The following is a 23,293-nucleotide window of genomic DNA, read 5'->3' on the forward strand; positions in this document are numbered from 1 at the left end:
ACTTAGCAAAGCATAACATAACTGAGCCCTTTATTCTGGGGACCCCACGGGGCGGGGCCCGTGGGGTGCCGGCCCCGGCCCTCTCGGACAGCGCGCGGTCAGACGCGGTCGGCCGCGATCAGCACGTACTGGAACGAGCCGTCCTTGTACGACTCGATGAACGCCTCCTCGATGCCGGTGACCAGCGACGACGTGGCTCGCAGCTCCCAGTAGGGCAGGGTCGCGGGCGTCAGGTCGACGACCGCCTGCGGGACGAGACGGTTGTCGGCCATGGCGCGCAGGTACTCACGACGGGAGTGGATGTTGCACTCGAAGTGCGCGTTGATCTGCGAGACCCACTTCGAGGGCTGCCCGTACCGCGGGTTCCAGCAGCCGGTGATGGTGACGTAGCGGCCGCCGACCTTGAGGAAGCGGGAGTGCTCGGCGAAGAGGTCGTCCAGGTCGACGTACATGCTCGACTCGTTGTTCCACGAGCCGGCGATGCTGCCCTTCTCGAACGGGGTGTCGAGCATGTTGCAGACGCGGGCGGCGACGTGGTCCTCGATGCCGAGTTCCTTCGCGCGCCGGTTGCCGAACTCGGCCTGCGTGGAGGAGAGGGTGACGCCCTCGACCTTGCAGCCGAAGCGCTGGTGGGCCATGACGCTCGAACCGCCGCGGCCGCAGCCGGCGTCGACGAGCGTGTCCTCCCGCCCGATGACGCCGAGGTGGTCCAGGAGGACCTCGGCCTGCGCCGACTCCAGGCGGTGCAGCTCAGCGATCAGCTTCTTCTCGTACGCGCTGTCCTCGGTGTCGCCGAGGGCGGCGTGGTCGACGTCGCCGATGCCGTAGTGGTGGTGGTAGAGCCCGTCGACGTCGCCGAGGCGCAGGTTCACGGGCCGCGCCTCCTGGTTCCAGTAGCGGGCGATGTCGCTCTGGTAGGGCGACGCCGGAGCCGGAACGAACGCGGAAGTGGCGTTGGCGGAGGTGAGCTCGGTGGTGGTCACAGAGAGATCCATTTCTTACCAGAAGTCGGGCAGGCTGTAGCGGAAGGTGTTGGTGTGGTGCCAGTAGTGGTTGCCGTCGACCCACACGGCGACTCCCCGCAGGAAGCGCTGCACGGTGGGGACGGGACAGGCTGCGGCCAGGGCGGCGGCTTCGGCCTCGAAGTCGTGCATGAGGTCGTTGTGGACCTCGACCGCCTTCAGGTAGGCGTCCCGCTCCGAGAGGTTCTCGCGGTCGGCGATCACCACGGGCAGGTTCAAGTGCCGGCCGGGGCCGGCAAGTTCCTTGGTGTACGAGTACAGGTCGTTGACGATGGTGCTGGCGTTCCCGGCGAGCGCGAGCACCCGCTGCATCGCGGGCTGGGCGTGCAGGTCCGCCGGCAGTTCGTAGCCGCCCACCGTGTCGGTGATCGTGGGACACGGCCGGAAGTTGTTGTACTGCCGCATCACCAGGTACTCCCACACCTCGGGCGTGTGGTCCGTCTGGGCCCAGGAGGCCTCCGCGAGGTAGCCCAGGTGCAGCCGGGCCATGTCGTGGCGGAACCGGTCGGCCTGCGACGGAGTGGACACCCGCACGAAGTAGTCCATGGCCGAGCGGTAGGCGCGCCGCGGGGAGTCCGCGTGGAGCGACTCCGCCCACTGCGGCTGGTACTCGGCCGTCGTATGGACGGGGTCGAGGGCGGTGTGCGCGAGGAGGAGGCGCCCGCCGAGGCCGATGGGCGAACCTCCGTGGTCTTCGCAGTAGATGTCGTCGACCGCGTTCTCGGCGACCATCAACCGGGTGGCGACCATCAGGTGTTCGACGGTCGGGGCGTCCGGGTGGCAGGCGACCATGTAGCGCCCGACGGAGAAGCCGTCGAACTGCCCCTCCCACTCCTCGGGGAACAGCTCGACCTCGTCCACCGCCCAGTCCTTGATCCGGCGGCTCACCTCTTCCACGCGGACCGGGTCGGGCTCCGGCACCGGGTGGTAGTAGAGACCCGGGATGTGCAGGGCGTCCGCCGGCTCCGCCCGCGTCTCGGATGCCACCGCGACGGGCGGTTCCTCGCGCCGGGCCAGACTCAGGCCCGCCGTGCCGAGGCCGCTCGGGCCCCGCAGGATCCGGCCGAGATCGGGACCGGGAATCCGGCCGGGATCAGGTACCGGCTCCGCCACCGCGGCGGGAACGGGGAGGGTGGACGGCGCGGCGTCCGCGGCTTCGACGCCGACGAAACCGGCCTGGGCGAGGACGTGGGCCCCGAAGTGGGCCGCCGCGGAGGGCAGGCTCGACTGCAGAGGGGAAAGCCCGGGCTCGGGCATCCGTGACTCCTTGAAGAGGATGGGGTGGTCCGTCCCGGATCCCGGGCGTGCTCGCCCGGCCCGGAAGGGTCCGGGCTGTCGTGTCGGTCGGACGGGTGCGGCTCCGGCGGGAGTCAGCCGTGCCTGCGGGCGATCTGGACGTTCTCCAGTACGCCGAGCGCGTTCGGCACCAGGATCGCGGCGGAGTAGTACGTGGTGACCAGGTACGACATGATCGCCTGCTCGCCGATGCCCATGAACCGCACGGACAGACCCGGCTCGTACTCCTCGGGCAGTCCGGTCTGGCGCAGACCGATGACGCCCTGGTTGTCCTCGCCGAGACGCATGGCGAGGATCGAGCTGGTGTTCTCCTTGCTGATGGGGATCTTGTTGCAGGGGAGGATCGGGACGCCGCGCCAGGACGGGACCTGGTGCCCGTCGAGTTCGACCGTCTCCGGGTAGAGCCCGGCGGCGTTCCACTCGCGCCCGATCGCCGCGATCGTCCGGGGGTGGGCCAGGAAGAGCCTGGTTCCCCGACGGCGGGTCAGCAGCTCGTCGAGGTCGTCCGGGGTGGGCGGACCCGAGTGGGTCTGGATCCGCTGCTTGAAGTCGGCGTTGTGGAGGAGGCCGAACTCCGGGTGGTTGATGAGCTCGTGCTCCTGGCGCTCGCGCAGCGCCTCGATGGTGAGCCTGAGCTGCTCCTCCGTCTGGTTCATCGGCCCGTTGTAGAGGTCGGCGACCCGGGTGTGGACCTTGAGGACGGTCTGGGCGACGGAGAGTTCGTATTCGCGCGGCTTGAGCTCGTAGTCCACGAAGGCGCCCGGGAGCGTGACCTCGCCGGTGTGGCCGGCCGACATCGCGATCTCGGCCTCGCCGTGACGGTTCTGCCGCTGGAGCGGGAGCGAGCTGAAGGCGTGGAGGTGCGCCTGGAGGCTCGGTGCCGAGGACGCGATCGAGGCGAAGTCGGCGCGGGAGAGGGTGAGCAGGGTGCCGGAGGTCTCGGCGGTGGCGGTGTAGTCCCACCTGGCGTCGGCGTCCAGGAGGGCGTTCTCGCCGAGGTGGTCGCCGTCGGCGAGGACGGAGACCGCGACCTCGTCGCCGTACTTGCCGACGGAGGTCTGGTTGATCCTGCCGTGGGCGATCAGGTGGATCTGCCCGGCGGGGGTGCCGCGCTCGGTCAGCACCTCGCCGGCGCGGAAGTCGCGCCGGACGCACCGGTCGGCGAGCGCGGTGAGCACCTCGACGTCCTCGAAGCCGCGCAGCAGGGCCAGTTCGCCGAGTTCCTGGGGGATCACGCGGACGCGCGGGCCGTCCTGGACGAACTCGATGCGGCCGTCGCCGACGGTGTAGCTCAGTCGGCGGTTCACCCGGTAGGCGCCGCCCTTCGTCTCCACCCAGGGGAGCATCCGGAGCAGCCAGCGGGAGGAGATCTCCTGCATCTGCGGGGTGGACTTGGTCGTGGTGGCGAGGTTGCGGGCAGCCGCGGTGCTCAGGCTGGACTGCCGGGGCGGCGCCACCTGCGCTTCCGGTCCTGTCTCGACGGTCATCGGGGCGAGTTCTCCTTCGGGTGGACGACGGTCGGCGAACGCGCACCGATCCGGTGAAAGAGGAAAAAGGGGGTCAATCTCTGGGAATTCGTCCAGATCCCGGGGAACAGTAACGGCCGGTAAGCCCCGTCCACCCCATCGGTTCGGGATCATTACCCCGAAACAGTGATCTTGCTTCGCGGGAGGTTTATCCGGGCGGCCGACGGTATCCGGCCACGTTCGAAGGGAACGCGAAAGCCCTCCGGCTCCGTGTTCGGGAGCGGGAGGGCTGCGAAGGGGTCAGGGGGTTACGCGCGGCCTGCGGCGAGGTCCATCAGACGGGCGAGGACGCGGCCGCTGGAGGCGGCGACGCCGTCGTGTTCCCATTCGTTGGTGACCCAGACGCGGGAGGCACCGATCCGGCGGGCGGTGGCGAGGGAGATGCCCGCGTCGACGTACATGTCGTCGTGGTAGACGATCGCGGCGAGCGGGACCTCGTTGGCGGCGAGGCGTTCGAGGTCGTAGAGGGGCGGCCAGTCGGTGCGCGCGGCCAGCAGGTCGGCGGCGTCCGCGAAGGGGCGCAGGCCCGCGATCTCCCGGAACATCCAGGGGTACATCATCTCGCCGGTGAGCAGGAGGGGGTCCGCGTCCTCGGCGAACTCGGGAAAGTCGGCCAGGGCGCGGGAGGCCGCCCAGCCGGTCGGGCCGTCCCCCTGTCCGTACAGCGACTCCTGCATGACGGCGAAGAGCGGGTTGTCGGTGAAGCCGGTCAGGGTCATCACCTGGTGGAGGAAGGTGTCGCTCAACTCGCCGTCCGTGTCCAGGGCTTCGTCGAGGAGCCAGTGGACGCGCTCGAAGCCGTCGCCCATGCCGAGGGCGAGTCCGAGGGTGCGCAGGCGGTGCGGGGTGAGGCGGTCGCCGTTCGGGAGGCGGACGTCGTCGGCCGCGAGGAGGTCGGCGATCTTCCGGAGCCGGGGGGCGTCCTCGGGGTAGCGGGCGTAGAGGTCGAGGACGCGGTCGCGGACGCGGGGGTAGGTGTGGGCGTAGACGTCGTCGGCGGTGGCGGTGACGCCGGGCAGGCCGCCGGTGACGTAGCAGGCCTTCAGTCCCTCGGGGGCCTGGGAGAGGTAGGTGAGGGTGATGAAGCCGCCGTAGCTCTGGCCGAGGGTCTCCCAGGGGGCGTCGCCGCAGAGTTCGCGGCGGATCAGTTCCGCGTCGGCGACGATCGCGTCGGCCCGGAAGTGGGAGAGGTAGCCGGCGAGCCCGTCCGGCGAGGCGAACCGGGCGGCGGACCGTGCGGTGATCGGGGTGGAGCGTCCGGTGCCGCGCTGGTCGAGGAGGAGCACGCGGTGGGTCGTGAGCGCCTGGGCCAGCCAGCCGGGCGAACCGGCCGACGGGCGGGGCGACTTGCCGCCGGGTCCGCCCTGGAGGTAGAGCAGCCAGGGGAGTTCCTCGCCCGCGCGGGCCGGGTCGGCGACCTCCCGGGCGAAGACCTCGATGGTGGGGCCGTCGGGTGCCTGATGGTCCAGGGGGACGGTGAAGAGGTGGTCGACGGTCGCGTACGCCGGGTTCATGGGTTCCTTCCGCGGCCGCGTGCGGCCGGTCAGATGTGACATTGCATCGATGGGCGGCCGTCGTCCGCCCGTCGAGAGGAGCCTCCATCCGACCGCCGGCCGGTGCCGCTACTTCCCGGTCGGCCGGTCGCCCTTGGCCCACAGGGAGCGGACGTGCCCCAGGTGGCGGGTCATGCACTTCTCCGCGCCTTTGGCGTCGCCGGCGAGCATCAGGTCGAGCAGCTCCAGGTGCTCCTCGGCCGACGGGATGAGGTTGCCGCTCTGGTCCAGGGCGGTGAGCCCGTACAGGCGGGACCGCTTGCGCAGGTCGCCGACGGTCTCGACGAGCCGTTCGTTGCCCGCGAGGCCGAGCAGCGTGAGGTGGAAGAGACGGTCCGCCTCCAGGTAGCCGATGAGGTCGTGCTCGCGGGCGGCGCGCACGATGTCCTCGGCCACGGGCCGCAGCGCCTCCAGGTCCTCGCGGGCGGCGATCCGGGTGATCCTGCCGACCATCGGGATCTCGATGAGCGCGCGGATCTCGGTGTACTGGTCGAGGTCGCGCTCGTCGACCTCGGTGACCCGGAACCCCTTGTTGCGGACGGGCTCGACCAGGCCCTCGCGGGCCAGGTCGAGCATCGCCTCGCGGACCGGGGTGGCGGAGATCCCGAAGTCCTCGGCGAGGGTCGGCGCCGAGTAGACCACCCCGGGGCGGAGCTCGCCCGAGATCAGGGCGGCTCGCAGGGCATGGGCGACCTGGTCGCGCAGCCGCTCCCGGGAGGCGTTGAGGTCGCGGTGGGTCAGGTGCCCCATGACGGTGGTGATCCCTTCGTTCCGGTTGACATCACCACCGTACGATGTCACGCCGCGGAGCCCGCCGGTGCCAGGGTGTACGTCCGGCCGGCCGTGAAGAAGTCCAGCGCGGCCCTGCCCTGCTCGCGCGGTCCGTGGCTGGACGCCTTGGAGCCGCCGAAGGGCAGGTGGAAGTCGACTCCGGTGGACGGGGCGTTGAGCCGGATCATCCCGGTGTCGAGCAGGTCGAGGCCGGTCAGCGCCGTGTTCAGGTCGGCGGTGTGGACCGAGGTGACGAGACCGTACGGTACGGAGTTGGTGATCCGGATCGCGTGGGCCAGGTCGTCGGCGGCCAGCAGGGACGCGACGGGGCCGAAGACCTCTTCGCGCAGGAGCCGGTGCCCCGGGGAGACCTTCTCGACGAGGGTCGGGGTCGCGTACCAGCCGGACCGGTCGGGCACGGTGCCGCCGGCGAGGACGGAGAGCCCTCGGCTGGCCTCGCCGACCTGGTCGCGGGCGTACTCGTGGATGAGCGGCCCGCAGACGGTGGCCGGGTCGGCGGGGTCGCCGACGGGGACGGCCCGCAGCGCTTCGGAGAGCGCCTCGCGCAGCGGGTCGAGCGCGGCGCCGACCGCGATGACGCGGCTGGTGGCGGTGCACTTCTGGCCCGCGTACCCGGCGATGGCGGCGGCGATGTGGGCGGCCGCCTGCTCGATGTCCGCGTCCGGCAGGACGAGCGCCGCGTTCAGGCCGCCCATCTCCGCCTGGACCGGGATGCCCCGGGAGGTCGCGGCCCGGGCGACGGCCTGGCCGACGGGGGTGGAGCCGGTGAAGGAGACGACGTCGGCGGCGGAGACGAGGGCGTTGCCCTCGGTCGCTCCGCCGGGCAGGACGGTGAACACCGCCTCGGGCAGGACCCGCTGGACGATCGCGGCGAGGGCCTGGGCGCACGCGGTGGCCTCGGGGGCCGGCTTGAGGACGACCGTGTTGCCGGTGGCGAGCGCCGGGGCGGCCTTCCAGGTCGGGATGGCGAAGGGGAAGTTCCAGGGCGTGATGAGCCCGGCCACGCCGTGCGGGCGGCGCCGGGTCAGGAGCAGCCCCGCGCCCGCCGCGGTCTCGTGGACCTCGCCGGTCGGCTGGAAGGGGGCCTGGGCGTAGTAGCGCCAGATGGCGGCGGTACGCGCGACCTCGGCCTTGGCCTCGGCGAGCGGTTTGCCCACCTCGCGTACGGCGAGCGCGGCCAGTTCGTCGGCCGCGGCCTCGACGGCGGCGGCGACGGCGCCCAGGGCGGCCGAGCGGGCGGCGGCCCCGGCGAGCAGCCAGCCGGGCTGGGCGGCGCGGGCCCGCTCGACGGTGTCGACCGTCGTGAAGGCGCCGGGTGCCTGGATCCGCAGGAGCACGTCGTCCGGGTCGGCCGGGTTGCGGGAGATGACGGTGGGATGTGCGTCGTTCACAGGAGGAATCCTCCGGGGAAGGGGTCGTCCGGGTCGAGGAAGTACTGCGCGGTGCCGGTGATCCAGGCACGGCCGGTGACGGTCGGGACGACGGCGGGCAGGCCGCCGACCTCCGTCTCGCCGACGAGCCGGCCGGTGAACTCCGTACCGATGAAGGATTCGTTGACGAAGTCGGTGTCGAGCGGGAGCTCGCCGCGGGCGTGCAGCTGGGCCATGCGCGCCGAGGTGCCGGTGCCGCACGGGGAGCGGTCGAACCAGCCCGGGTGGATGGCCATGGCGTGCCGTGAGCGGGTGGCGTCCGAGCCGGGCGCCTCCAGGTACACGTGCTTGAGCCCGGCGATCTCCGGCTGCGTGGGGTGCACGGGCCGGTCGGGCGAGGCGTTGACGGCGGCCATGACGGCGAGCCCCGCGGCGAGGAGGTCGTCCTTGCGGTCGCGGTCGAAGGGCAGGCCCAGGGAGTCGAGTGCGACGAAGGCGTAGAAGTTGCCGCCGAAGGCCAGGTCGTAGGTGACCGTCCCGTATCCGGGGACGTCGACCTTGCGGTCGAGGGCCACGCTGAAGGCGGGCACGTTGGTGAGCGTGACCGCCTTCGCGGCGCCGTCCTCCACCTGGACGTCGACGCTGACGAGCCCGGCAGGCGTGTCGAGGCGGACGGTGGTGACGGGCTCGACGACCGGCACCATCCCCGTCTCGACGAGCACGGTCGCGACACCGATGGTGCCGTGACCGCACATCGGAAGCAGCCCGGACACCTCGATGTACAGCACGCCGTAATCCGCGTCGGGCCGGGTGGGCGGCTGAAGAATCGCACCGCTCATCGCCGCATGCCCCCGCGGCTCGAACATGAGCAGCGTACGGAGATGGTCCAGGTGCTCGATGAAGTGCAGCCGGCGCTCGGCCATCGTGGCACCGGGAATGACCCCGACACCACCGGTGATCACACGCGTGGGCATGCCCTCGGTGTGCGAGTCGACCGCGTGGAAGACATGACGCGTACGCACGGAGTTCCTTTCGACGGACAGCGGGGACGGAGAGCGGGGACGGTGACCGGGGACGGTCGGTCGTGGCGGTGGTCAGCGGTGGCCGTCGGCCACGGCCTTCTCGGTGGCGGTCCGGACGCCGGCCTCGATCGAGCCGGAGAGCGGGTGGCGCGGCGGGCGGGTCGGACCGCCCTGGCGGCCGGCGATGTCCATGGAGAGCTTGATGGACTGGACGAACTCCGTCTTCGAGTCCCAGCGCAGCAGCGAGTGCAGGGACTTGTAGAGCGGCACTGCGGTGGTCAGGTCGCCCGCGACCGCCGCGTGGTAGAGCTCGGAGCAGCTGGTGGGGAAGGCGTTGGGGTAGCCGGCGATCCAGCCGACGGCACCGGCGAGGGCCAGCTCCAGGAGGACGTCGTCGGCGCCGATCAGGAGGTCGAGCTCCGGGGCGAGTTCGGCGATCTCGTACGCCCTGCGGACGTCACCGCTGAACTCCTTGACGGCGACGATGCTGCCGTCGCCGTGCAGGCGCGCCAGCAGGTCGGGGGTGAGGTCGACCTTGGTGTCGATCGGGTTGTTGTACGCGACGATCGGGATCCCGGCCTTGGCGACCTCGGTGTAGTGGGCGCGCACGGCGGCCGGCTCGGCGCGGTACGTGTTGGGCGGCAGGAGCAGTACCGAACCGGCTCCGGCCTCGGCGGCCTGCTCGGCCCAGCGGCGGGACTCGGCGCTGCCGTAGGCGGCGACGCCCGGCATGACGCGCGCGCCGTCCCCGGCGGCGGCGACGGCGGTGCGGACGACCTGGGCGCGCTCCGCGTCGGTGAGGGTCTGGTACTCGCCCAGGGAGCCGTTGGGGACGACACCGTCGCAGCCGTTGGCGATCAGCCAGGCCACGTGCTCGGCGTAGGCGTCGTAGTCGACGGAGAGGTCCTCGCGGAAGGGGAGGGTGGTGGCGACCATGATGCCGCGCCAGGGGCGGTCGGTGTTCCAGGTGGAGGCGGTCATGTCGACGCCTGCCTTTCTATAGTGTGTGACATTTTACAGGAAGGGAAAGAAGGGCCCTGAGGGCCCCTCCCCTGGGATCTGTGGGATCTACGGGATCTGTTCGGAGGGTTCGTCGAGCGCGGCGAGCGTCGAGAGCGGCACGGGGACGGCGAACGGGCGGCGCTCCGCGGGCGGTTCGGCGGCTCCGCCGCGCGCGGCGAGGCAGGAAACCGCCGTCCCGCACATCCGACCCTGACACCAGCCCATGCCGGCTCGCGTGAGGAGCTTGACGGTCCGCGCGTCCCGCGCCCCGAGGTCGGTGACCGCCTCGCGCACACGCCCCGCGGTCACCTCCTCGCAACGGCACACGTCCGTCTCGTCCTCCAGCCACGCGGGCCAGCCGGGGCCCGGCGCGTGCGCCGCGGCCATGACGTCCGCGAAGGCCCGCATCCGGTCCCGGCGGCGCCGGAGTTCGCCGAACCGGCCCGCGCCCGCGTCCGCACCGCGGCCGCGCAGCCGGGCGGCGATCGTCCGGCCCGCCAGCTCGCCCTCGGTGCGGGCGAGTTCGGCGCCTCCCACGCCGCCGGTCTCACCCGCCGCCCACAAGCCGGCCACCGAGGTCTCCTGGAGGTCGTCCAGGGCGAGCCCGAGGGTTCCGTCGGGCAGGGCGCGGGTGGCGCAGCCGACGGCCGTGGCCAGCTCGATCTGGGGCACGAGCCCGTGCCCGACGGCGAGCGCGTCGCAGGCGATGCGGCGGCCCGTCCCCGGTACGGGGGTCCAGTCGCCGTCCAGGCGGCTGACGGTGACGGCCTCGACCCGGTCGGTGCCGTGCACCTCGGTGACCGCGCTGCGCGGCAGCACCCGCACACGGTGCCTGAGCAGTGCGGCCCCGTGCACCAGGGCCTCGGCGGCCTTCGCCGGGTTGGTGACGAGCGCGCGGGGGTTGCGGGCGTACCGCAGATAGCCCGCGGCCTCGACCACGGCCGGGACCCGGGCGCCCGCCGCGGCGAGCGACGAGGCGACGGCGAGCAGCAGAGGGCCGCTGCCGGCCACGACGATGCGCCGTCCGGGCAGCACGAGCCCGGACTTCAGCATGGCCTGCGCACCGCCGGCGCCCACGACTCCGGGCAGGGTCCAGCCGGGGAAGGGGAGCTGGCGCTCGTACGCGCCGGTGGCGAGGAGGAGCGCCCGGGCACGGATCAGGACGGGCCGCTCCTCGGTGCCGTCGGCGCCGGTGACCGCGTGCACCGCCCAGGTCCCGGTGTCCCCGTCGGACTCCCGTACGACGGACCACACGTGGTGCCCGGTCAGGTGGTCGACCGCGCTCGCTCCGAGCCGGCTCCGCAGGTCGGAGAAGGCGGACCAGTCGTGGTGCAGGGCCTCGGGGCGCACCGCTCCGAGAGCGGGTGCGGGGTGCCGGTAGAACTGCCCGCCGGACTGGGTGGAGGAGTCGAGGAGGGCGACGGTGAGGCCGAGTTCGGAGGCGGTGACGGCGCCGGCGAGCCCTGCGGAGCCCGCGCCCACGACCACGAGGTCGTACGGTTCGCGTGCGCTGTGTCCTCTGGGCGTCCCGCCCGGCTCAGACGGCGAGGCGGTCATGGCCGTGCCCTTCCTGGGTGGTGATCGCGTCGCCCGGGGTGGCGGGGACCAGGCAGGCCCGGCGGTTGGGTGCGCCGTTGATCGTGGCGAGGCAGTCGTAGCACTGGCCGATGCCGCAGAACGCGCCGCGCGGCCGCCCCCCTTCCCGGGTGGTGCGCCAGGCCAGGATGCCGGCGCCCCAGAGGGCGGCGGCGACGGTCTGGCCGGGCAGGGCGGTGACGCTCCGGCCGTCGAAGGTGATCTCGAACGGCGGGTCGGGCTGTGCCCCGACCAGGTCGGCGGGCGTGCGGGCCACGGGCCCTCCTCTCGTGAGGGTGACGGTAGGGGGGCGCATCAGGGCGCGGAGGCGGGTACGGGATCGGATGCGGGGCCGGCTGCGGCCGTGCCGAACCGGTCCGGGCGGAACGGGTCGATGTCGAGGGGCACATCGCCGTTGGTCAGGCAGGCGGCGACGATCAGTCCGGTGACGGGCGCGAGGCCGATCCCGGCGCCTTCGTGGCCGCAGGCGTGCAGCAGCCCGTGGACGCGCGGGTCGGGTCCGATCGCGGGCAGGTGGTCCGGCAGGTAGGGGCGGAAGCCCAGGTAGGTCCGCATGGCCCGGACGGTGCCGAGGACCGGGAACAGGCCGGTGGCCCCGGCGGCGAGGCGGCGCAGGACCTCGGTGGAGAGGGTCCGGTCGAAGCCGACCCGTTCCCGGCTGGCGCCGATGAGGACGGGGCCCGCCGGGGTGCCCTCGACGACCGCCGAGGTCTGGAGGGCGGCCGAGCCGCTGGCCACGTCGGCCACGTAGTCGGCGGCGTACACCTTGTGGCGCACCACGCGCGGCAGGGGTTCGGTGACGAGGACGAAGCCCCTGCGGGGCAGCACGGGGAGGTGGACGCCCGCGAGTTCGGCGAGGGCGCCGCCCCAGGTGCCGGCGGCGTTCACCACGTACGGGGCGTGGAGCTCGCCGGCCGCGGTCCGCACTCCGCGGATCTCTCCGGCTGCTCCGGTGAGGAGGCCGGTCACCTCCTCACCGAGGTGCAGCCGGACGCGGTCGCCGGCCGCCCGCAGCAGTTGGGCGGCGGCGTGGGCGGGCATCACCTGGGCGTCCTGCGGATAGAGGAAGCCGCCGGCGAGGCCAGGAGCGAGGTGGGGCTCCAGATCGTGGAGCCGGTCCCCGGGGACCTCCTGGGCGGTGACGCCCGCCTTCTCCTGACGGGCCGCGAAGTCGCGCAGGGCGCGCATCCCCGACTCGTCGGACGCGACCACGAGGCCTCCCTTGGCCTCGTACTCGACGTGTGGCGGGAGCACGTCCGCCAGCTCCCGCCAGAGGGTGTTGGCGAGGAGGGCGAGTTCGAGCTCCGGTCCCGGCTCCTTGTCGGAGACCAGGAGGTTTCCCTCCCCGGCCCCCGTCGTTCCGCCGGCGACGGAACCGCGGTCGACGACGGTGACGGACAGGCCGGCAAGGGCGGCGTAGTAGGCGCAGGCCGCGCCGACGACGCCGGCGCCGACGACGATGACATCCGAGGGTTTTCTCGTGGGCACGTCAGTAATATTTCACATTGCACTGGCGGTTGCCAAGACCCCGAAACGGAGCATTCCACTCGTCGGGCGCTCCGCCGAGCACCGCCCGGACACGGATGAGTAACGGACTCCCCGATGCCTTGTCAGTGCAATTTCACATTACTATGTTACAGGTCACATTCCAGCCATCGGGCTGTTCGACCGCTCTCTCGGAGTGACCTTCATGAACAAGCGCACGTACACCCTGGCCACCGCTCTGGTGACGGCCCTCGCCCTCGGCACGACCGGCTGTGCCGGCGACGGCAAGAAGTCCGACGGCTCCCGGGACCGCGGCAAGAACCCCGCGATCTCCAACAACGGCGCGGTCGTCGGCGGCACCCCGCAGAAGGGCGGGACGCTGAACATCCTGTCCAACCAGGACTTCACCCATCTCGACCCGGCCCGCAACTGGGTGGTGGGCGACATGGACTTCGGCTCGCGGCTGCTCTACCGCACCCTCCTCACGTACAAGGCCGCGCCCGGCGCGAAGGGCGGGGAGCTCACGACGGACCTCGCCGAGAACCTCGGTGTCTCCTCCAACGGCGCCAAGACCTGGACCTTCAAGCTGAAGCCCGGCCTGAAGTACGAGGACGGCACCCCGATCACCGCCCAGGACGTCAAGTACAACGTCGAGCGGTCCTTCTCCCCCGACCTGCCCGGCGGCCCCGACTACGCGGCCCGCTACCTCGTCGGCGCCGAGGGCTATCAGGGCCCCGCGCAGGGCAAGCATCTCGCCTCCGTGAAGACCCCGGACGACCGCACGATCGTCTTCGAGCTCCGCAAGCCCTTCGCCGAGTTCCCGTACGCGACGGTGCTCTCCACCTTCAGCCCCGTGCCCAAGTCCCAGGACAAGGGCCCGCAGTACGACAACCGGCCCTTCTCCTCCGGCCCGTACAAGATCGAGTCGTACGCCCGGGACAAGCAGATGGTCCTCGTGCGCAACACCCACTGGAGCGCCGCCACGGACACCGTGCGCAAGGCGTACCCGGACCGGATCGTCGTCACGATGGGCCTCAAGGCCAACCAGATCGACGACCGCCTCATCGCCTCCGCCGGCGGCGACGCCTCCTCCGTCGCCTGGGCCCCGCTCCGCCCCGAGTCCACGCCCAAGGTGCTCACCAAGCCGGACGTCCGGGCGCGGCTCCTCGCCGAGTCGACCAGCTGCACCGAGATGGTCCAGATGCACACCGGCCGCGCACCGTTCGACAACGTCAAGGTGCGCCAGGCCGTGCAGTACGCCCTCGACCGCGAGGCTCTCGTCACCGCCACCGGCGGCCCCGCGCTCAACGACCCGGCCACCGCCCTCATGCCCGGCCTGCTCTACCCCGGCGGCAAGCAGCCCGACACCCTGAAGATCCCGCTCACCGGCGACGTCGAGAAGGCGAAGCAGCTCCTCAAGGAGGCGGGCAAGGGCGGCGGCTTCTCCACCAGCGTCACCGTCTCCACCGGCGACAAGGCCATCGGCGAGGCGATCCAGCAGTCCCTGGGCCGCGCCGGCATCAAGGTCACCATCGAGACCGTCGACCCGTCCGCCTTCTACGACACGATCGGCGACACCAAGAACCGCACGGACCTCGCCTACACCGGCTGGTGCCCGGACTTCCCCTCCGGCTCGACCTTCCTCCCCTTCGTCTTCGACGGCCGCTACATCAAGGAGAAGGGCAACTCCGGCAACCACTCCCTCTTCCGCGACGACGCCACGATGAAGCGCATGGACGAGATCGCCGCGATGACCGACGCCCAGCAGGCGAACAAGGCGTGGCAGGACCTCGACGCCCAGATCCTCGCCAAGGCCCCGACCGCGCCCGCCGTCGTCGAGCGCAAGCCCCTGCTGATCGGCACCAACATCGCCGGCGCCTACGGCCACACCTCCTTCGGCGGACAGATCGACTACGCGACGGTCGGCCTCAAGGACCCCGCGAAGAGCGCGAACTGAAGGACGTCGCCCCGATGACCACCACGCCCACCACATCCGCCACGTCCCCACCGACTGGCACCTCTCCTCCGACCACCGCCGCCCCCGCCGTACGGGCGGGCAACGGTCCCTGGCAGCTCGCCCGTGCGGAGCTGCGCCGCCGTACGTCCGTGAAGCTCTCGCTCGCCGTCGTCCTGTTCTTCGCGCTCCTGACCGTCGCCGCCCCGCTGATCGGTTCGCTGGGCGGCTGGGGCCCCGAGGAGTTCGACAAGAGCGCCGTCGATCCGTACCTGGGCGGCCTGCCCATCGGCCCGCTCGGCGGCGTCTCGGCCGAGCACTGGCTCGGCGTCGAACCCGTCACCGGCCGCGACCTGTTCGCCCGGGTCGTGTACGGCGCCCAGGTCTCCCTGCTCATCGCCTTCTCGGCGACGGCGATCGTCGTCGTCGCCGGGACGGCGGCCGGCATCGCCGCGGGCTACTTCGGCGGCCGCACCGACACCGTGCTGTCCCGGCTGATGGACCTCACCATGTCCTTCCCGTCCCTCATCTTCATGATCGCCATGATGTCGGTGGCCAGGGACGTCAACCGGACGGTCCTGATGACCGTCGTCATCGGCCTCTTCGGCTGGCCCGGCATCGCCCGGATCGTCCGCGGCCAGACCCTGTCGCTCAAGCACCGCGAGTACGTCGACGCCGCCCGCGTCGCCGGCTCCGGGCCCTGGCGGATCCTCTCCCGCGACATCCTCCCGGGCGTCGCCGGGCCGGTCATCGCGTACACGACGCTGATCGTCCCCGGCATGATCGCCACCGAGGCGGCCCTCAGCTATCTGGGCGTCGGCGTCCGGCCGCCCACCCCGTCCTGGGGCCAGATGATCGCCGAGAGCGTCGCCTACTACGACACGGATCCCATGTACTTCGTCGTGCCGAGCCTCTGCCTCTTCCTCACCGTGCTCGCGTTCACCCTGCTCGGCGACGCGCTGCGGGACATCCTCGACCCGAGAGGCAGCCGTACGTGATCCTCTACCTCGGCCGCCGGCTCCTCGGCGTGCTCGGCGTCCTCGTCGCCATCGCCGCCGTCACCTTCGTCATCTTCTACGTCCTCCCCTCCGACCCGGCCGCCGCGGCCTGCGGCAAGTCGTGCAGCACCGACCGGCTGGAGGCGATCCGCGCCAACATGGGCCTCGACGCCCCGCTGTGGCGGCAGTTCGCCGACTTCGTCACCGGCATCTTCACCGGCCGGACGATGGGCACCGGCCAGTACGCCCTGGAGTGCGACTTCCCCTGTCTGGGCTACTCGTACGAGAACAGCCAGAGCGTGTGGGACCTGCTCGTCGACCGGCTGCCCGTCTCGGCCTCGCTCGCGCTCGGCGCCGCCGCGATCTGGCTGGTCCTCGGCCTCTCCGCGGGCGTCACCGCCGCGCTCCACAAGGACACCCTCACCGACCGGGCCCTGATGGTCGGCGCGGTCGCCGCCGCCTCACTGCCCGTCTACTTCACCTCGGTGCTGCTGATCTTCGGACTGATCCGGGTCTCCGGGCTGCTGCCCTACCCGCAGTACGTGGCCTTCGGCGACGATCCGCTGTCCTGGGCCACCAACCTGCTGCTCCCCTGGCTCGCGCTCGCGATCCTCTACGCCGCGATGTACGCGCGCCAGAGCCGCAGCGCGATGATCGAGTCCATGGCGGAGCCGTACATCCGCACCGCCCGCGCCAAGGGTCTGCCGCGCCGCACGGTCGTCGTCAAGCACGGCCTGCGCGCGGGCATGACGCCCATCCTGACCATCTTCGGGATGGACCTCGGCGGACTGCTCGCCGGCGCCGTGATCACCGAGTCCATCTTCGGACTGCCCGGCATCGGCCGTCTCTTCTACGGCGCGCTGTCCACCGGCGACCAGCCGGTCATCCTCGGGGTGACGCTGCTCGCCGCCACCTTCATCGTCGTCGCCAACCTGGCCGTCGACCTGCTGTACGCCGTCGTCGACCCGCGAGTGAGGTACTGATGGCCTCCCCTGCCCCCGGCCCCGCCTCCCTCCTTTCGGTACGGGACCTCACCGTCACCTTCCCGACGAAGCGCGGCCCCGTCCGGGCCGTCGACTCCCTCTCCTTCGACGTGCTGCCCGGCCGGACCCTCGGCATCGTCGGCGAGTCCGGCTCCGGCAAGTCCGTGACCTCGCTCGCCGTCATGGGCCTGCACACGGGCGCCGAGGTCACCGGCTCCGTCACCCTGGACGGGCGCGAGCTCATCGGCCTCTCCGACCGCGAGCTCAACGGGCTGCGCGGCCGGCGCATGGCCATGATCTTCCAGGACCCGCTCTCCAGCCTGCACCCCTACTACACCGTCGGGGAGCAGATCGCCGAGCACCACCGGGTCCACTTCGGCTCCCGCCGAGCGGCCGCCCGCGAGCGGGCGATCGAGGCCCTCGGCGAGGTCGGCATCCCCGAACCACGCCGCCGGGCCGGCGAGTACCCCCACCAGTTCTCGGGAGGCATGCGCCAGCGCGTCATGATCGCGATGGCCCTGTCCTGCGAGCCGGACCTGCTGATCGCCGACGAACCGACGACCGCCCTGGACGTCACCGTCCAGGCCCAGATCCTGGAGCTGATCGCCCGGATCCAGCAGGACCGCGGACTCGCCGTCGTCATGATCACGCACGATCTGGGCGTGGTCGCCCGGGTGGCCCACGACGTCCTCGTGATGTACGGCGGCCGGGCCGCCGAACACGCCCCGGTGGACGCCCTCTTCGCCTCCCCCGCCCACCCCTACACCCGCGGCCTGCTCGACTCGCTGCCCCGGCTCGACGACGAGGACGACGCGCCGCTGCGGGCGATCCCCGGCAGTCCGCCGTCCCTCCTCGAACCCGCTCCGGGCTGCGCGTTCGCACCCCGCTGCTCCCGCGCGGCAGCCGGCTCCGACGAGGAACGGGCGCGCTGCGCGGGCGAACGCCCGCTGCTCGTCGGCCCGGAGGGGCATCCGGCCGCCTGCCACTTCCCCGCGTACGAAGGCGTCGCCTCATGACCACGACCACCACCGCGGCCTCGGGCGCGGGCACGAACACGAGCACGACGTCCACGCCGCTGCTCAGCGTGCGGGACCTGACGATGACCTTCCCGGGCCGCCGGTCCCGCTCGGCGCCCGTCCGGGCCGTCGACGGCATCGGCTTCGACGTGGCGGCGGGCGAGACCCTGGGTCTCGTCGGCGAGTCCGGCTGCGGCAAGTCGACCACCGGCCGCATGATCGTGCGGCTCCTGGAGCCGACCGCCGGCTCCGTCTCGTACGACGGCCGCGACATCAGCCACCTGTCGCAGCGGGAACTGAAGCCGCTCCGGCGCGATCTCCAGATGGTCTTCCAGGACCCGCACTCCTCCCTCAACCCCCGCCAGACCGTGGCCCGGATCATCTCCGACCCGCTGATGGTGCAGGGGAGTTCGGCGGCCGACGCCCGCAAGCGGACCGTGGAGCTGATGGACCTGGTGGGGCTCATCCCGGAGCACATCGACCGCTACCCGCACGAGTTCTCCGGCGGCCAGGCGCAGCGCATCGGGATCGCCCGCGCGCTGGCCACCAGCCCGCGGCTGGTCGTCGCCGACGAACCCGTCTCCGCGCTCGACGTCTCCGTCCAGGCGCAGATCGTCAATCTGATGGAGCGGCTCCAGCGCGAGCTGGGGCTCGCCTATCTCTTCATCGCGCACGACCTCTCGGTCGTCAAGCGGGTCTGCGACCGGGTCGCCGTGATGTACCTGGGCCGGATCGTGGAGATCGGGGTGAAGGAGCGGGTGTACGCGGCCCCCGCGCACCCGTACACGCGGGCGCTGCTCTCCGCCGTCCCGCTGCCCGACCCGGCGGCCGAGCGGGCCCGGGAGCGGATCACGCTGCTCGGGGACCCGCCGAGCCCGGCCGCTCCCCCGCCGGGCTGCACCTTCCACCCGCGCTGCCCCAAGGCGCAGGACATCTGCCGGACGGAGGCGCCGCTGCTGCGGATCGCCTCACCGGGCGAGGCGCGGCAGGTCGCCTGCCACTTCCCCGAGGCCGCCTGAGCACGGCGAACGCCCCGGTCCCGCGTGTGCGGGGCCGGGGCGTTCGGTGTGCGCGGGCCCGGAGCGTTCGGTGTGCGCGAGGCCGGGGCGGTCTAGGACTCCGCGAGTGCCGCCGCGTACACGGCGCCTGCCACGGCGAGGTCCTCCCAGGCCATGCCGACGCTCTTGAAGAAGCGCGGGCGCTCGGTCGTGGGGGTGCGGCGGCCGGTCACCAGGTCGGCGAGGTTCCCCACGATGTGGTCCTCCTCGATCGCCCCTTCGGCCGTGGGGACGAGCAGGTCGCCGGCTTCGCGCAGCGCGGCGGCGCGCGCCTCGACGTACACCTCGGAGCGGGCCACGAGCCCGGTGTCGGTCTCGCGGGCGTCCGGCTCGTGCGAGCCGACGGCGACGACGGTGGCGCCGGGGGCCACGAGGGATCCGTCGAAGAGGGGGGTGCGGGCGGTGGTGCAGCAGACGACGAGGTCGGCCTTGGCCACGTCGTCGGGCGTGCCGGTGCGGGCGAGGACGCCGAGCGTCCGCGCGTACCCGGCGAGGGCGCGCGCGGCGATCTGGTTGCGGCCGACGACGATCGCCTCGGAGACGTGGCGTACGGCGAGGACGGCCTCCAGGTGCCCGTACGCCTGCGGTCCGGTTCCGAAGAGGACCAGGCGCAGGGGGCTGCCGCTCGGTGTCAGATGGCGCACGGCGAGCGCGGAGACGGCAGGTGTGCGCAGTTCGGTGAGGGCGGCGCCGTCGAGGAGGGCGACCGGCCGCAGGTTCGCGCCGTCGAGGAGCAGGTAGGAGCCGGTGATGCGGGGCAGGCCCAGGGCGGCGTTGCCGGGGGCCACGCCGGCGATCTTCACTCCGGCGTACGGGCCGAAGGCGGCGGGCATGAGGAGGAGTTCGCCCGCGGGGACGGGGACGGCGGTGCGGGCCGGTCCTTCCTCCGGGTCGAGTCCGGAGCGCAGGACCTCGGCCAGGACGTCGATCGCCGCGGCCGGGCCCAGCAGGCGGGCCGTGGTCGCGGCGTCGATCTGGGTCAGGTGCGTCACAGCAGGAACCCCGTCCCCAGGTCGTCGTGCGGGTCGAGGTGGAAGGTGTGGGTGCCGGTGAGGTACGCCGTGCCGGTGACCTCGGTGATGCCCCCGGGCAGCAGGCGGCCGGTGAACACGGTGCCGGCGGCGGACTCGTGCGTCAGGGTGTCCCCCGGGGCGAGGCGTCCGTCGGCGGCGAGGAGGACGAGCCGCGCGGAGGTGCCGGAGCCGCAGGGCGAGCGGTCGATCTGCCCGTCGGCGAAGACGGTGACGTTGCGCTGGCGCGGGCCGTCGGCCCCGGGGGCCTCCGGGAGGTCCTCGTAGAGGATGACGCCGTACACGCCGGAGAGGCGCGGGTCGTCGGCGTGCCGGGTGGCCGGGTGGCCGGCGAGGGCGGCGCGGATCTCCTGGCCGGCGCGGACGAGCGCGGGGAGGGCGGCCTTGCCGGTGTCGAGGCCCAGGTCGGCGGCGGCGACGGAGGCGTAGCAGGCACCGGAGTGGGCGAGGTCGACCTCGACGGTCCCGAAGGAGGTCGTGACGGCGACCTTGCGGGCCGTGAGGAAGGTGGGGATGTTGCGGAAGGTGACACCCGTGGTGCGGCCGGCCTCGCGGTGCACGGTCGCGGTGACGCGGCCCGAGGGCACGTCGATGCGGACGGCGACGTCGCCGTCGTCGGGGGCCGCGACGCGTCCGGTGTCGACGGCCCAGGCGCCGAGCGCCATGGTGCCGTGGCCGCACGCGGTGGAGTATCCGTCCTTGTGCCAGAACAGCACGCCGAAGTGGGCGCCGTCGTCGTCGGCCGGGACGACGAAGCCGCCGTACATGCCGGCGTGTCCGCGGGGTTCCTGGACGAGGAGGCGGCGTACGTCGTCGAGCGGACCCGGGCGCGGGTCCGTGGCGGTCCCGCCGGAGCCGATGACGGTGGCGCGGCGCTCGGCGACGGTGTCGCCGGGGATCGGTGGGAGGTCCCGGTCGACGATCCGGAAGGGTTCGCCTGCGGCGTGGTAGTCGGTGGTGCGCACGGAGTGCGGGGTGGTGCTCACGAGGTACGGCCTCCGGTAAACGGGTTCGGGGGAACGTTCGGTGACGCTTTCCCCGACGGCCTCTGAGGAAGACCGTCGGGGAAACGGAAGCCGGGCCGGCCCCTCCCCCGTGGGTGAGGCCGGCCCGGACAGACGGGGATCAGCTGCGCAGGGGACCCTCGCAGTTGAAGCTCGACGTGCCGGCGACCCGGGAGGGCCAGATGTCGACGGCGCCGAAGGAACAGTTCATGTCGGCGAGGTTGTTGGTGGCGGCGCCCGCGCGGTCGAGGATGAAGTAGTCGACGGTCTCGGACATGTCCTTGAAGACCTTGTCCGAGTTGTTGGCGTCCGACAGGTTGGCGGTGATCCGGCCCTTACAGACGAAGCGGCGCTTGCCGGCCTCGCCCGCCTCCACGCAGTCGGGAGTGTTGGCGGTGGCGTTGGCGAAGGCGGTCCTGACGGCGGAGACGTCGTTGTCGCGGAGGCTGCTGTTCGCCGTGTACGTGGTGTTCGGCACGTACAGCTGGTCGACCTTGGCGATCTGGGTGTCCAGGAAGCGGTCGTACGCCTGCTGGAGGCCGGCGTCGGAGCTCAGCCGGCTGCGCCATGCGTCGTACGCGGCCACGTCGTTGTTCCGCTGGTGCGTGTACATCTCGCGGAGCAGCCCGGGGCGCTCGGTCCACAGGAACTCGAAGAAGGTGCCCGCGTAGTTGTAGAAGCGGAAGCCGTCGCCGCTGTAGGTGGCGAAGAGGAGCTGGCCGACGCTCATGCGCGGGCCGCCGCCGGCCGTGTCGTTGATGATGCCCCGGACCAGGGACTTGCGGACGGCGATGCCGTTGTCGCGGGTGGCACCGTCGAAGAACTCGGCCGTGCCCTCGTCCATGGCCGTGGTGCGGTCGCCCTGGTACCAGGGGCCCTGGCCGAAGGTGCCGGGGACGGCGAAGCGGCCGTTGAGGTAGTGGACGTACTCGTGGCGGAAGAGCTCTTCCAGGGTGAGGCTGGAGTCCTGGGGGACGCGGCGCTGGTACGTGTAGAAGGTGGCGCCGTTCTCGATGTAGATGCCGCCGTTGTTCGTGTCGTACCCGGTGATGATCGGGTGGTAGGTCTCGTAGTCGGCGCGGGAGGCGTACAGGACGATGTTCAGGGTGGTGTTGGTGTCGCCGGCGAGCGCCTGCTCGGTGCCGATGACGCGGTGGAACTGCGCCTTGACCTGCTTGCTCGCGTAGTAGAGCTGGTCGACGGTGGCCCGGTCGAGGGCCGTGCGGACCTTGATGCCGCCGTTGTCGTAGGTGTAGGTGTACGGGAAGATCTGCTTCTCGATGTCCGCCTTGCACACGCCGTACGGCTTGCAGGCCTCGTAGAAGTTGAGCCACGAGACGACCTTGGCCCACTGCTGGCTGCCGCTGCCGAAGGTGCTCACGGTCTGGCCGAACACCGTGCCGAGCCCGGCGACGATCTCCGTCTTGAGGGCCGTGACCTGGCCGAAGCGGCCGTACTCGCTGAGGGCGTCGCGGGCCACCCAGGCGTTGGCGGTGCCCTTCAGGTGCCCGTAGGTCGCGAAGGCCTTGAAGGCGGCGCGGTACGACGGGTCGGCGACGACGGCCGCGTGGAAGGCGGAGTCCTGGTTGCCCGGGTAGACGCCGAGGTAGTTGACGGAGAGCGCGGCGAGCGCGGCCCCCGCCCAGGCCGGGTCCAGGTTGGTGGCGGTGTGGGACGGGTCCATGGTGGCGAGGACCCGCTTGACCAGACCGAGCTGGTGGTGGCGCAGGCCCGGGCCGCTCGCGGCGTTGAGGGCCTCGCGCAGGGTGGTGCCGTTGGTCTTGGTGACGTCGAAGGTGCGCGCGGCGTTGCCGAAGGCGGTGACGGCCTGGGTGATCGCGCTCACGGTGGGCGCGTCGGTGGTGTCGATCTCGGTGCGGGAGAAGTCGTGGTACACGACGGCGTGCAGGTACGTGAACATCTCCTCCAGGTGCGAGGAGTTCTTGCCGTCGTGAGAAGGGGCCAGGCTCGATATGCGACGGGCGACGGCCTGCACGTGGGCGTCGGACATCACGGGGACGAGTCGGGCGTCCCACTTCCAGATGAGGCCGTTGAGACAGCCCTCGGAGGTGACGGCCGGGTCGGCGAGGAAGTCGGCGAACTGCTCCGGGGAGAGCCCGGTGATGCCGTCGAGCGTGCAGGGCACGCCCGCCGCGGTGGTGTCGGCGGTCGCGGCGAACGTCCGCGCGGTGGGCGCGGTGGCGACGGACTTGGCCTTGCCGGGGACGCGGCCCGCGGCGAGACCGCCCGGGGCGGGGGCGGGGCCCGTCTTCTTGGTGGCGGCGTTCGCGAGGTGCTCGACCTCGTCGAAGGGGTTGGCCGAGGGCTGGGCCTGCGGCGCCGCCGGGCCGGCCACCGGGGGCGCGGGGGCGGGCTGGTTCTCGGTGTCCGCCGCGGAGACCGCGGACTGGCCGGCGGAGGCGAGGAGGGTGACCGCGATGGCGGAAGCAAGCAGGGACGAGCGCACACGCCTGTGGAGGGACAACAGAACTCCTGCTGGTGAGGGGGGTAAGTGCGGGTTCGGTGCGGGGATGGAGCGGGGATTCGCAAGCAAGAACTGCACTGGTTCGCACGGTGTATGACAG

At 72.1% G+C, this 23,293-nt stretch carries 19 protein-coding genes; 5 read left to right on the forward strand and 14 right to left on the reverse strand.

Annotation, left to right across the window (positions count from 1 at the left end):
- Nucleotides 1-98: 98 nt before the first annotated feature.
- The 11 genes from ACFC0G_RS17340 to ACFC0G_RS17390 form a co-directional block, all read right to left on the reverse strand.
- Entirely contained in the window at nucleotides 99-995 is an 897-nt protein-coding gene (locus ACFC0G_RS17340) for a geranyl diphosphate 2-C-methyltransferase (RefSeq protein ID WP_376403945.1), read from the reverse strand.
- 3 nt (nucleotides 996-998) lie between these two features.
- A complete protein-coding gene (locus ACFC0G_RS17345; protein WP_376403947.1) occupies nucleotides 999-2,279 on the reverse strand; it encodes a family 2 encapsulin nanocompartment cargo protein terpene cyclase in 1,281 nt (426 codons plus the stop codon).
- Between the two features lie 113 nt (nucleotides 2,280-2,392).
- Nucleotides 2,393-3,805 (reverse strand): family 2B encapsulin nanocompartment shell protein, encoded by a 1,413-nt coding sequence (locus ACFC0G_RS17350; protein ID WP_376403949.1) that lies wholly within the window; start codon nucleotides 3,803-3,805, stop codon nucleotides 2,393-2,395.
- A 287-nt stretch (nucleotides 3,806-4,092) separates the two neighbouring features.
- A complete protein-coding gene (locus tag ACFC0G_RS17355) occupies nucleotides 4,093-5,358 on the reverse strand; it encodes an alpha/beta fold hydrolase (protein WP_376403951.1) in 1,266 nt (421 codons plus the stop codon).
- A 108-nt stretch (nucleotides 5,359-5,466) separates the two neighbouring features.
- On the reverse strand, nucleotides 5,467-6,147 hold the full coding sequence (locus ACFC0G_RS17360; protein ID WP_376403953.1) for a GntR family transcriptional regulator: 681 nt from the start codon (nucleotides 6,145-6,147) through the stop codon (nucleotides 5,467-5,469).
- Nucleotides 6,148-6,194: 47 nt separating this feature from the next.
- Nucleotides 6,195-7,580 carry an aldehyde dehydrogenase family protein gene (locus ACFC0G_RS17365; protein ID WP_376403955.1) on the reverse strand — a complete coding sequence of 462 codons (1,386 nt, stop codon included), beginning with the start codon at nucleotides 7,578-7,580 and terminating at the stop codon, nucleotides 6,195-6,197.
- The gene (locus ACFC0G_RS17370; protein WP_376403957.1) at nucleotides 7,577-8,581 is read right to left on the reverse strand and encodes a proline racemase family protein; all 1,005 of its coding nucleotides are present in this window, start codon (nucleotides 8,579-8,581) and stop codon (nucleotides 7,577-7,579) included. Before ACFC0G_RS17370 ends, ACFC0G_RS17365 begins: the two co-directional genes overlap by 4 nt.
- A gap of 72 nt (nucleotides 8,582-8,653) precedes the next feature.
- A complete protein-coding gene (locus ACFC0G_RS17375) occupies nucleotides 8,654-9,562 on the reverse strand; it encodes a dihydrodipicolinate synthase family protein (protein ID WP_376403959.1) in 909 nt (302 codons plus the stop codon).
- An 87-nt stretch (nucleotides 9,563-9,649) separates the two neighbouring features.
- Nucleotides 9,650-11,140 (reverse strand): NAD(P)/FAD-dependent oxidoreductase, encoded by a 1,491-nt coding sequence (locus ACFC0G_RS17380; protein WP_376403961.1) that lies wholly within the window; start codon nucleotides 11,138-11,140, stop codon nucleotides 9,650-9,652.
- Complete coding sequence (locus ACFC0G_RS17385; RefSeq protein ID WP_376403963.1) at nucleotides 11,121-11,435, reverse strand: (2Fe-2S)-binding protein; 315 nt, start codon at nucleotides 11,433-11,435, stop codon at nucleotides 11,121-11,123. The genes ACFC0G_RS17380 and ACFC0G_RS17385 overlap by 20 nt, the downstream gene beginning before the upstream one ends.
- A gap of 38 nt (nucleotides 11,436-11,473) precedes the next feature.
- On the reverse strand, nucleotides 11,474-12,667 hold the full coding sequence (locus ACFC0G_RS17390) for an NAD(P)/FAD-dependent oxidoreductase (RefSeq protein WP_376403965.1): 1,194 nt from the start codon (nucleotides 12,665-12,667) through the stop codon (nucleotides 11,474-11,476).
- Between the two features lie 202 nt (nucleotides 12,668-12,869).
- Between ACFC0G_RS17390 and ACFC0G_RS17395 the strand changes: the two genes are divergently transcribed.
- The 5 genes from ACFC0G_RS17395 to ACFC0G_RS17415 are packed head-to-tail and all read left to right on the forward strand — an operon-like array spanning nucleotide 12,870 to nucleotide 18,634.
- Nucleotides 12,870-14,621: an ABC transporter substrate-binding protein gene (locus tag ACFC0G_RS17395; protein WP_376403967.1), complete on the forward strand. Its 1,752-nt coding sequence runs from the start codon at nucleotides 12,870-12,872 to the stop codon at nucleotides 14,619-14,621.
- A gap of 14 nt (nucleotides 14,622-14,635) precedes the next feature.
- Nucleotides 14,636-15,616 carry an ABC transporter permease gene (locus ACFC0G_RS17400; RefSeq protein WP_376403969.1) on the forward strand — a complete coding sequence of 327 codons (981 nt, stop codon included), beginning with the start codon at nucleotides 14,636-14,638 and terminating at the stop codon, nucleotides 15,614-15,616.
- Nucleotides 15,613-16,599: an ABC transporter permease gene (locus ACFC0G_RS17405; protein WP_376403971.1), complete on the forward strand. Its 987-nt coding sequence runs from the start codon at nucleotides 15,613-15,615 to the stop codon at nucleotides 16,597-16,599. Before ACFC0G_RS17400 ends, ACFC0G_RS17405 begins: the two co-directional genes overlap by 4 nt.
- On the forward strand, nucleotides 16,599-17,615 hold the full coding sequence (locus ACFC0G_RS17410; RefSeq protein ID WP_376403973.1) for an ABC transporter ATP-binding protein: 1,017 nt from the start codon (nucleotides 16,599-16,601) through the stop codon (nucleotides 17,613-17,615). The genes ACFC0G_RS17405 and ACFC0G_RS17410 overlap by 1 nt, the downstream gene beginning before the upstream one ends.
- Nucleotides 17,612-18,634 (forward strand): ABC transporter ATP-binding protein, encoded by a 1,023-nt coding sequence (locus ACFC0G_RS17415; protein WP_376403975.1) that lies wholly within the window; start codon nucleotides 17,612-17,614, stop codon nucleotides 18,632-18,634. Before ACFC0G_RS17410 ends, ACFC0G_RS17415 begins: the two co-directional genes overlap by 4 nt.
- Before the next feature lie 92 nt (nucleotides 18,635-18,726).
- Here the strand turns inward: ACFC0G_RS17415 and ACFC0G_RS17420 are convergent, their stop codons facing one another.
- The 3 genes from ACFC0G_RS17420 to ACFC0G_RS17430 all read right to left on the reverse strand — a co-directional run bounded on the left by ACFC0G_RS17420 (nucleotide 18,727) and on the right by ACFC0G_RS17430 (nucleotide 23,193).
- Entirely contained in the window at nucleotides 18,727-19,665 is a 939-nt protein-coding gene (locus ACFC0G_RS17420; protein ID WP_376403977.1) for an ornithine cyclodeaminase family protein, read from the reverse strand.
- On the reverse strand, nucleotides 19,662-20,690 hold the full coding sequence (locus ACFC0G_RS17425; protein ID WP_376403979.1) for a proline racemase family protein: 1,029 nt from the start codon (nucleotides 20,688-20,690) through the stop codon (nucleotides 19,662-19,664). The genes ACFC0G_RS17420 and ACFC0G_RS17425 overlap by 4 nt, the downstream gene beginning before the upstream one ends.
- Before the next feature lie 139 nt (nucleotides 20,691-20,829).
- Nucleotides 20,830-23,193, reverse strand: a complete 2,364-nt coding sequence (locus ACFC0G_RS17430) for a collagenase (RefSeq protein WP_376403981.1) — start codon at nucleotides 23,191-23,193, stop codon at nucleotides 20,830-20,832.
- Nucleotides 23,194-23,293 lie beyond the last annotated feature (100 nt).

This window comes from Streptomyces sp. NPDC056169, from assembly GCF_042268445.1.
In the GTDB taxonomy this organism is placed as follows: domain Bacteria; phylum Actinomycetota; class Actinomycetes; order Streptomycetales; family Streptomycetaceae; genus Streptomyces.

What these genes read in the sequence shown, in the direction of transcription:
- ACFC0G_RS17340 (WP_376403945.1), bottom strand. Translation starts at nt 995, where the DNA reads ATGGATCTCTCTGTGACCACCACCGAGCTCACCTCCGCCAACGCCACT.
- ACFC0G_RS17345 (WP_376403947.1), bottom strand. Translation starts at nt 2,279, where the DNA reads ATGCCCGAGCCCGGGCTTTCCCCTCTGCAGTCGAGCCTGCCCTCCGCG.
- ACFC0G_RS17350 (WP_376403949.1), bottom strand. Translation starts at nt 3,805, where the DNA reads ATGACCGTCGAGACAGGACCGGAAGCGCAGGTGGCGCCGCCCCGGCAG.
- ACFC0G_RS17355 (WP_376403951.1), bottom strand. Translation starts at nt 5,358, where the DNA reads ATGAACCCGGCGTACGCGACCGTCGACCACCTCTTCACCGTCCCCCTG.
- ACFC0G_RS17360 (WP_376403953.1), bottom strand. Translation starts at nt 6,147, where the DNA reads ATGGGGCACCTGACCCACCGCGACCTCAACGCCTCCCGGGAGCGGCTG.
- ACFC0G_RS17375 (WP_376403959.1), bottom strand. Translation starts at nt 9,562, where the DNA reads ATGACCGCCTCCACCTGGAACACCGACCGCCCCTGGCGCGGCATCATG.
- ACFC0G_RS17380 (WP_376403961.1), bottom strand. Translation starts at nt 11,140, where the DNA reads ATGACCGCCTCGCCGTCTGAGCCGGGCGGGACGCCCAGAGGACACAGC.
- ACFC0G_RS17395 (WP_376403967.1), top strand. Translation starts at nt 12,870, where the DNA reads ATGAACAAGCGCACGTACACCCTGGCCACCGCTCTGGTGACGGCCCTC.
- ACFC0G_RS17400 (WP_376403969.1), top strand. Translation starts at nt 14,636, where the DNA reads ATGACCACCACGCCCACCACATCCGCCACGTCCCCACCGACTGGCACC.
- ACFC0G_RS17410 (WP_376403973.1), top strand. Translation starts at nt 16,599, where the DNA reads ATGGCCTCCCCTGCCCCCGGCCCCGCCTCCCTCCTTTCGGTACGGGAC.
- ACFC0G_RS17415 (WP_376403975.1), top strand. Translation starts at nt 17,612, where the DNA reads ATGACCACGACCACCACCGCGGCCTCGGGCGCGGGCACGAACACGAGC.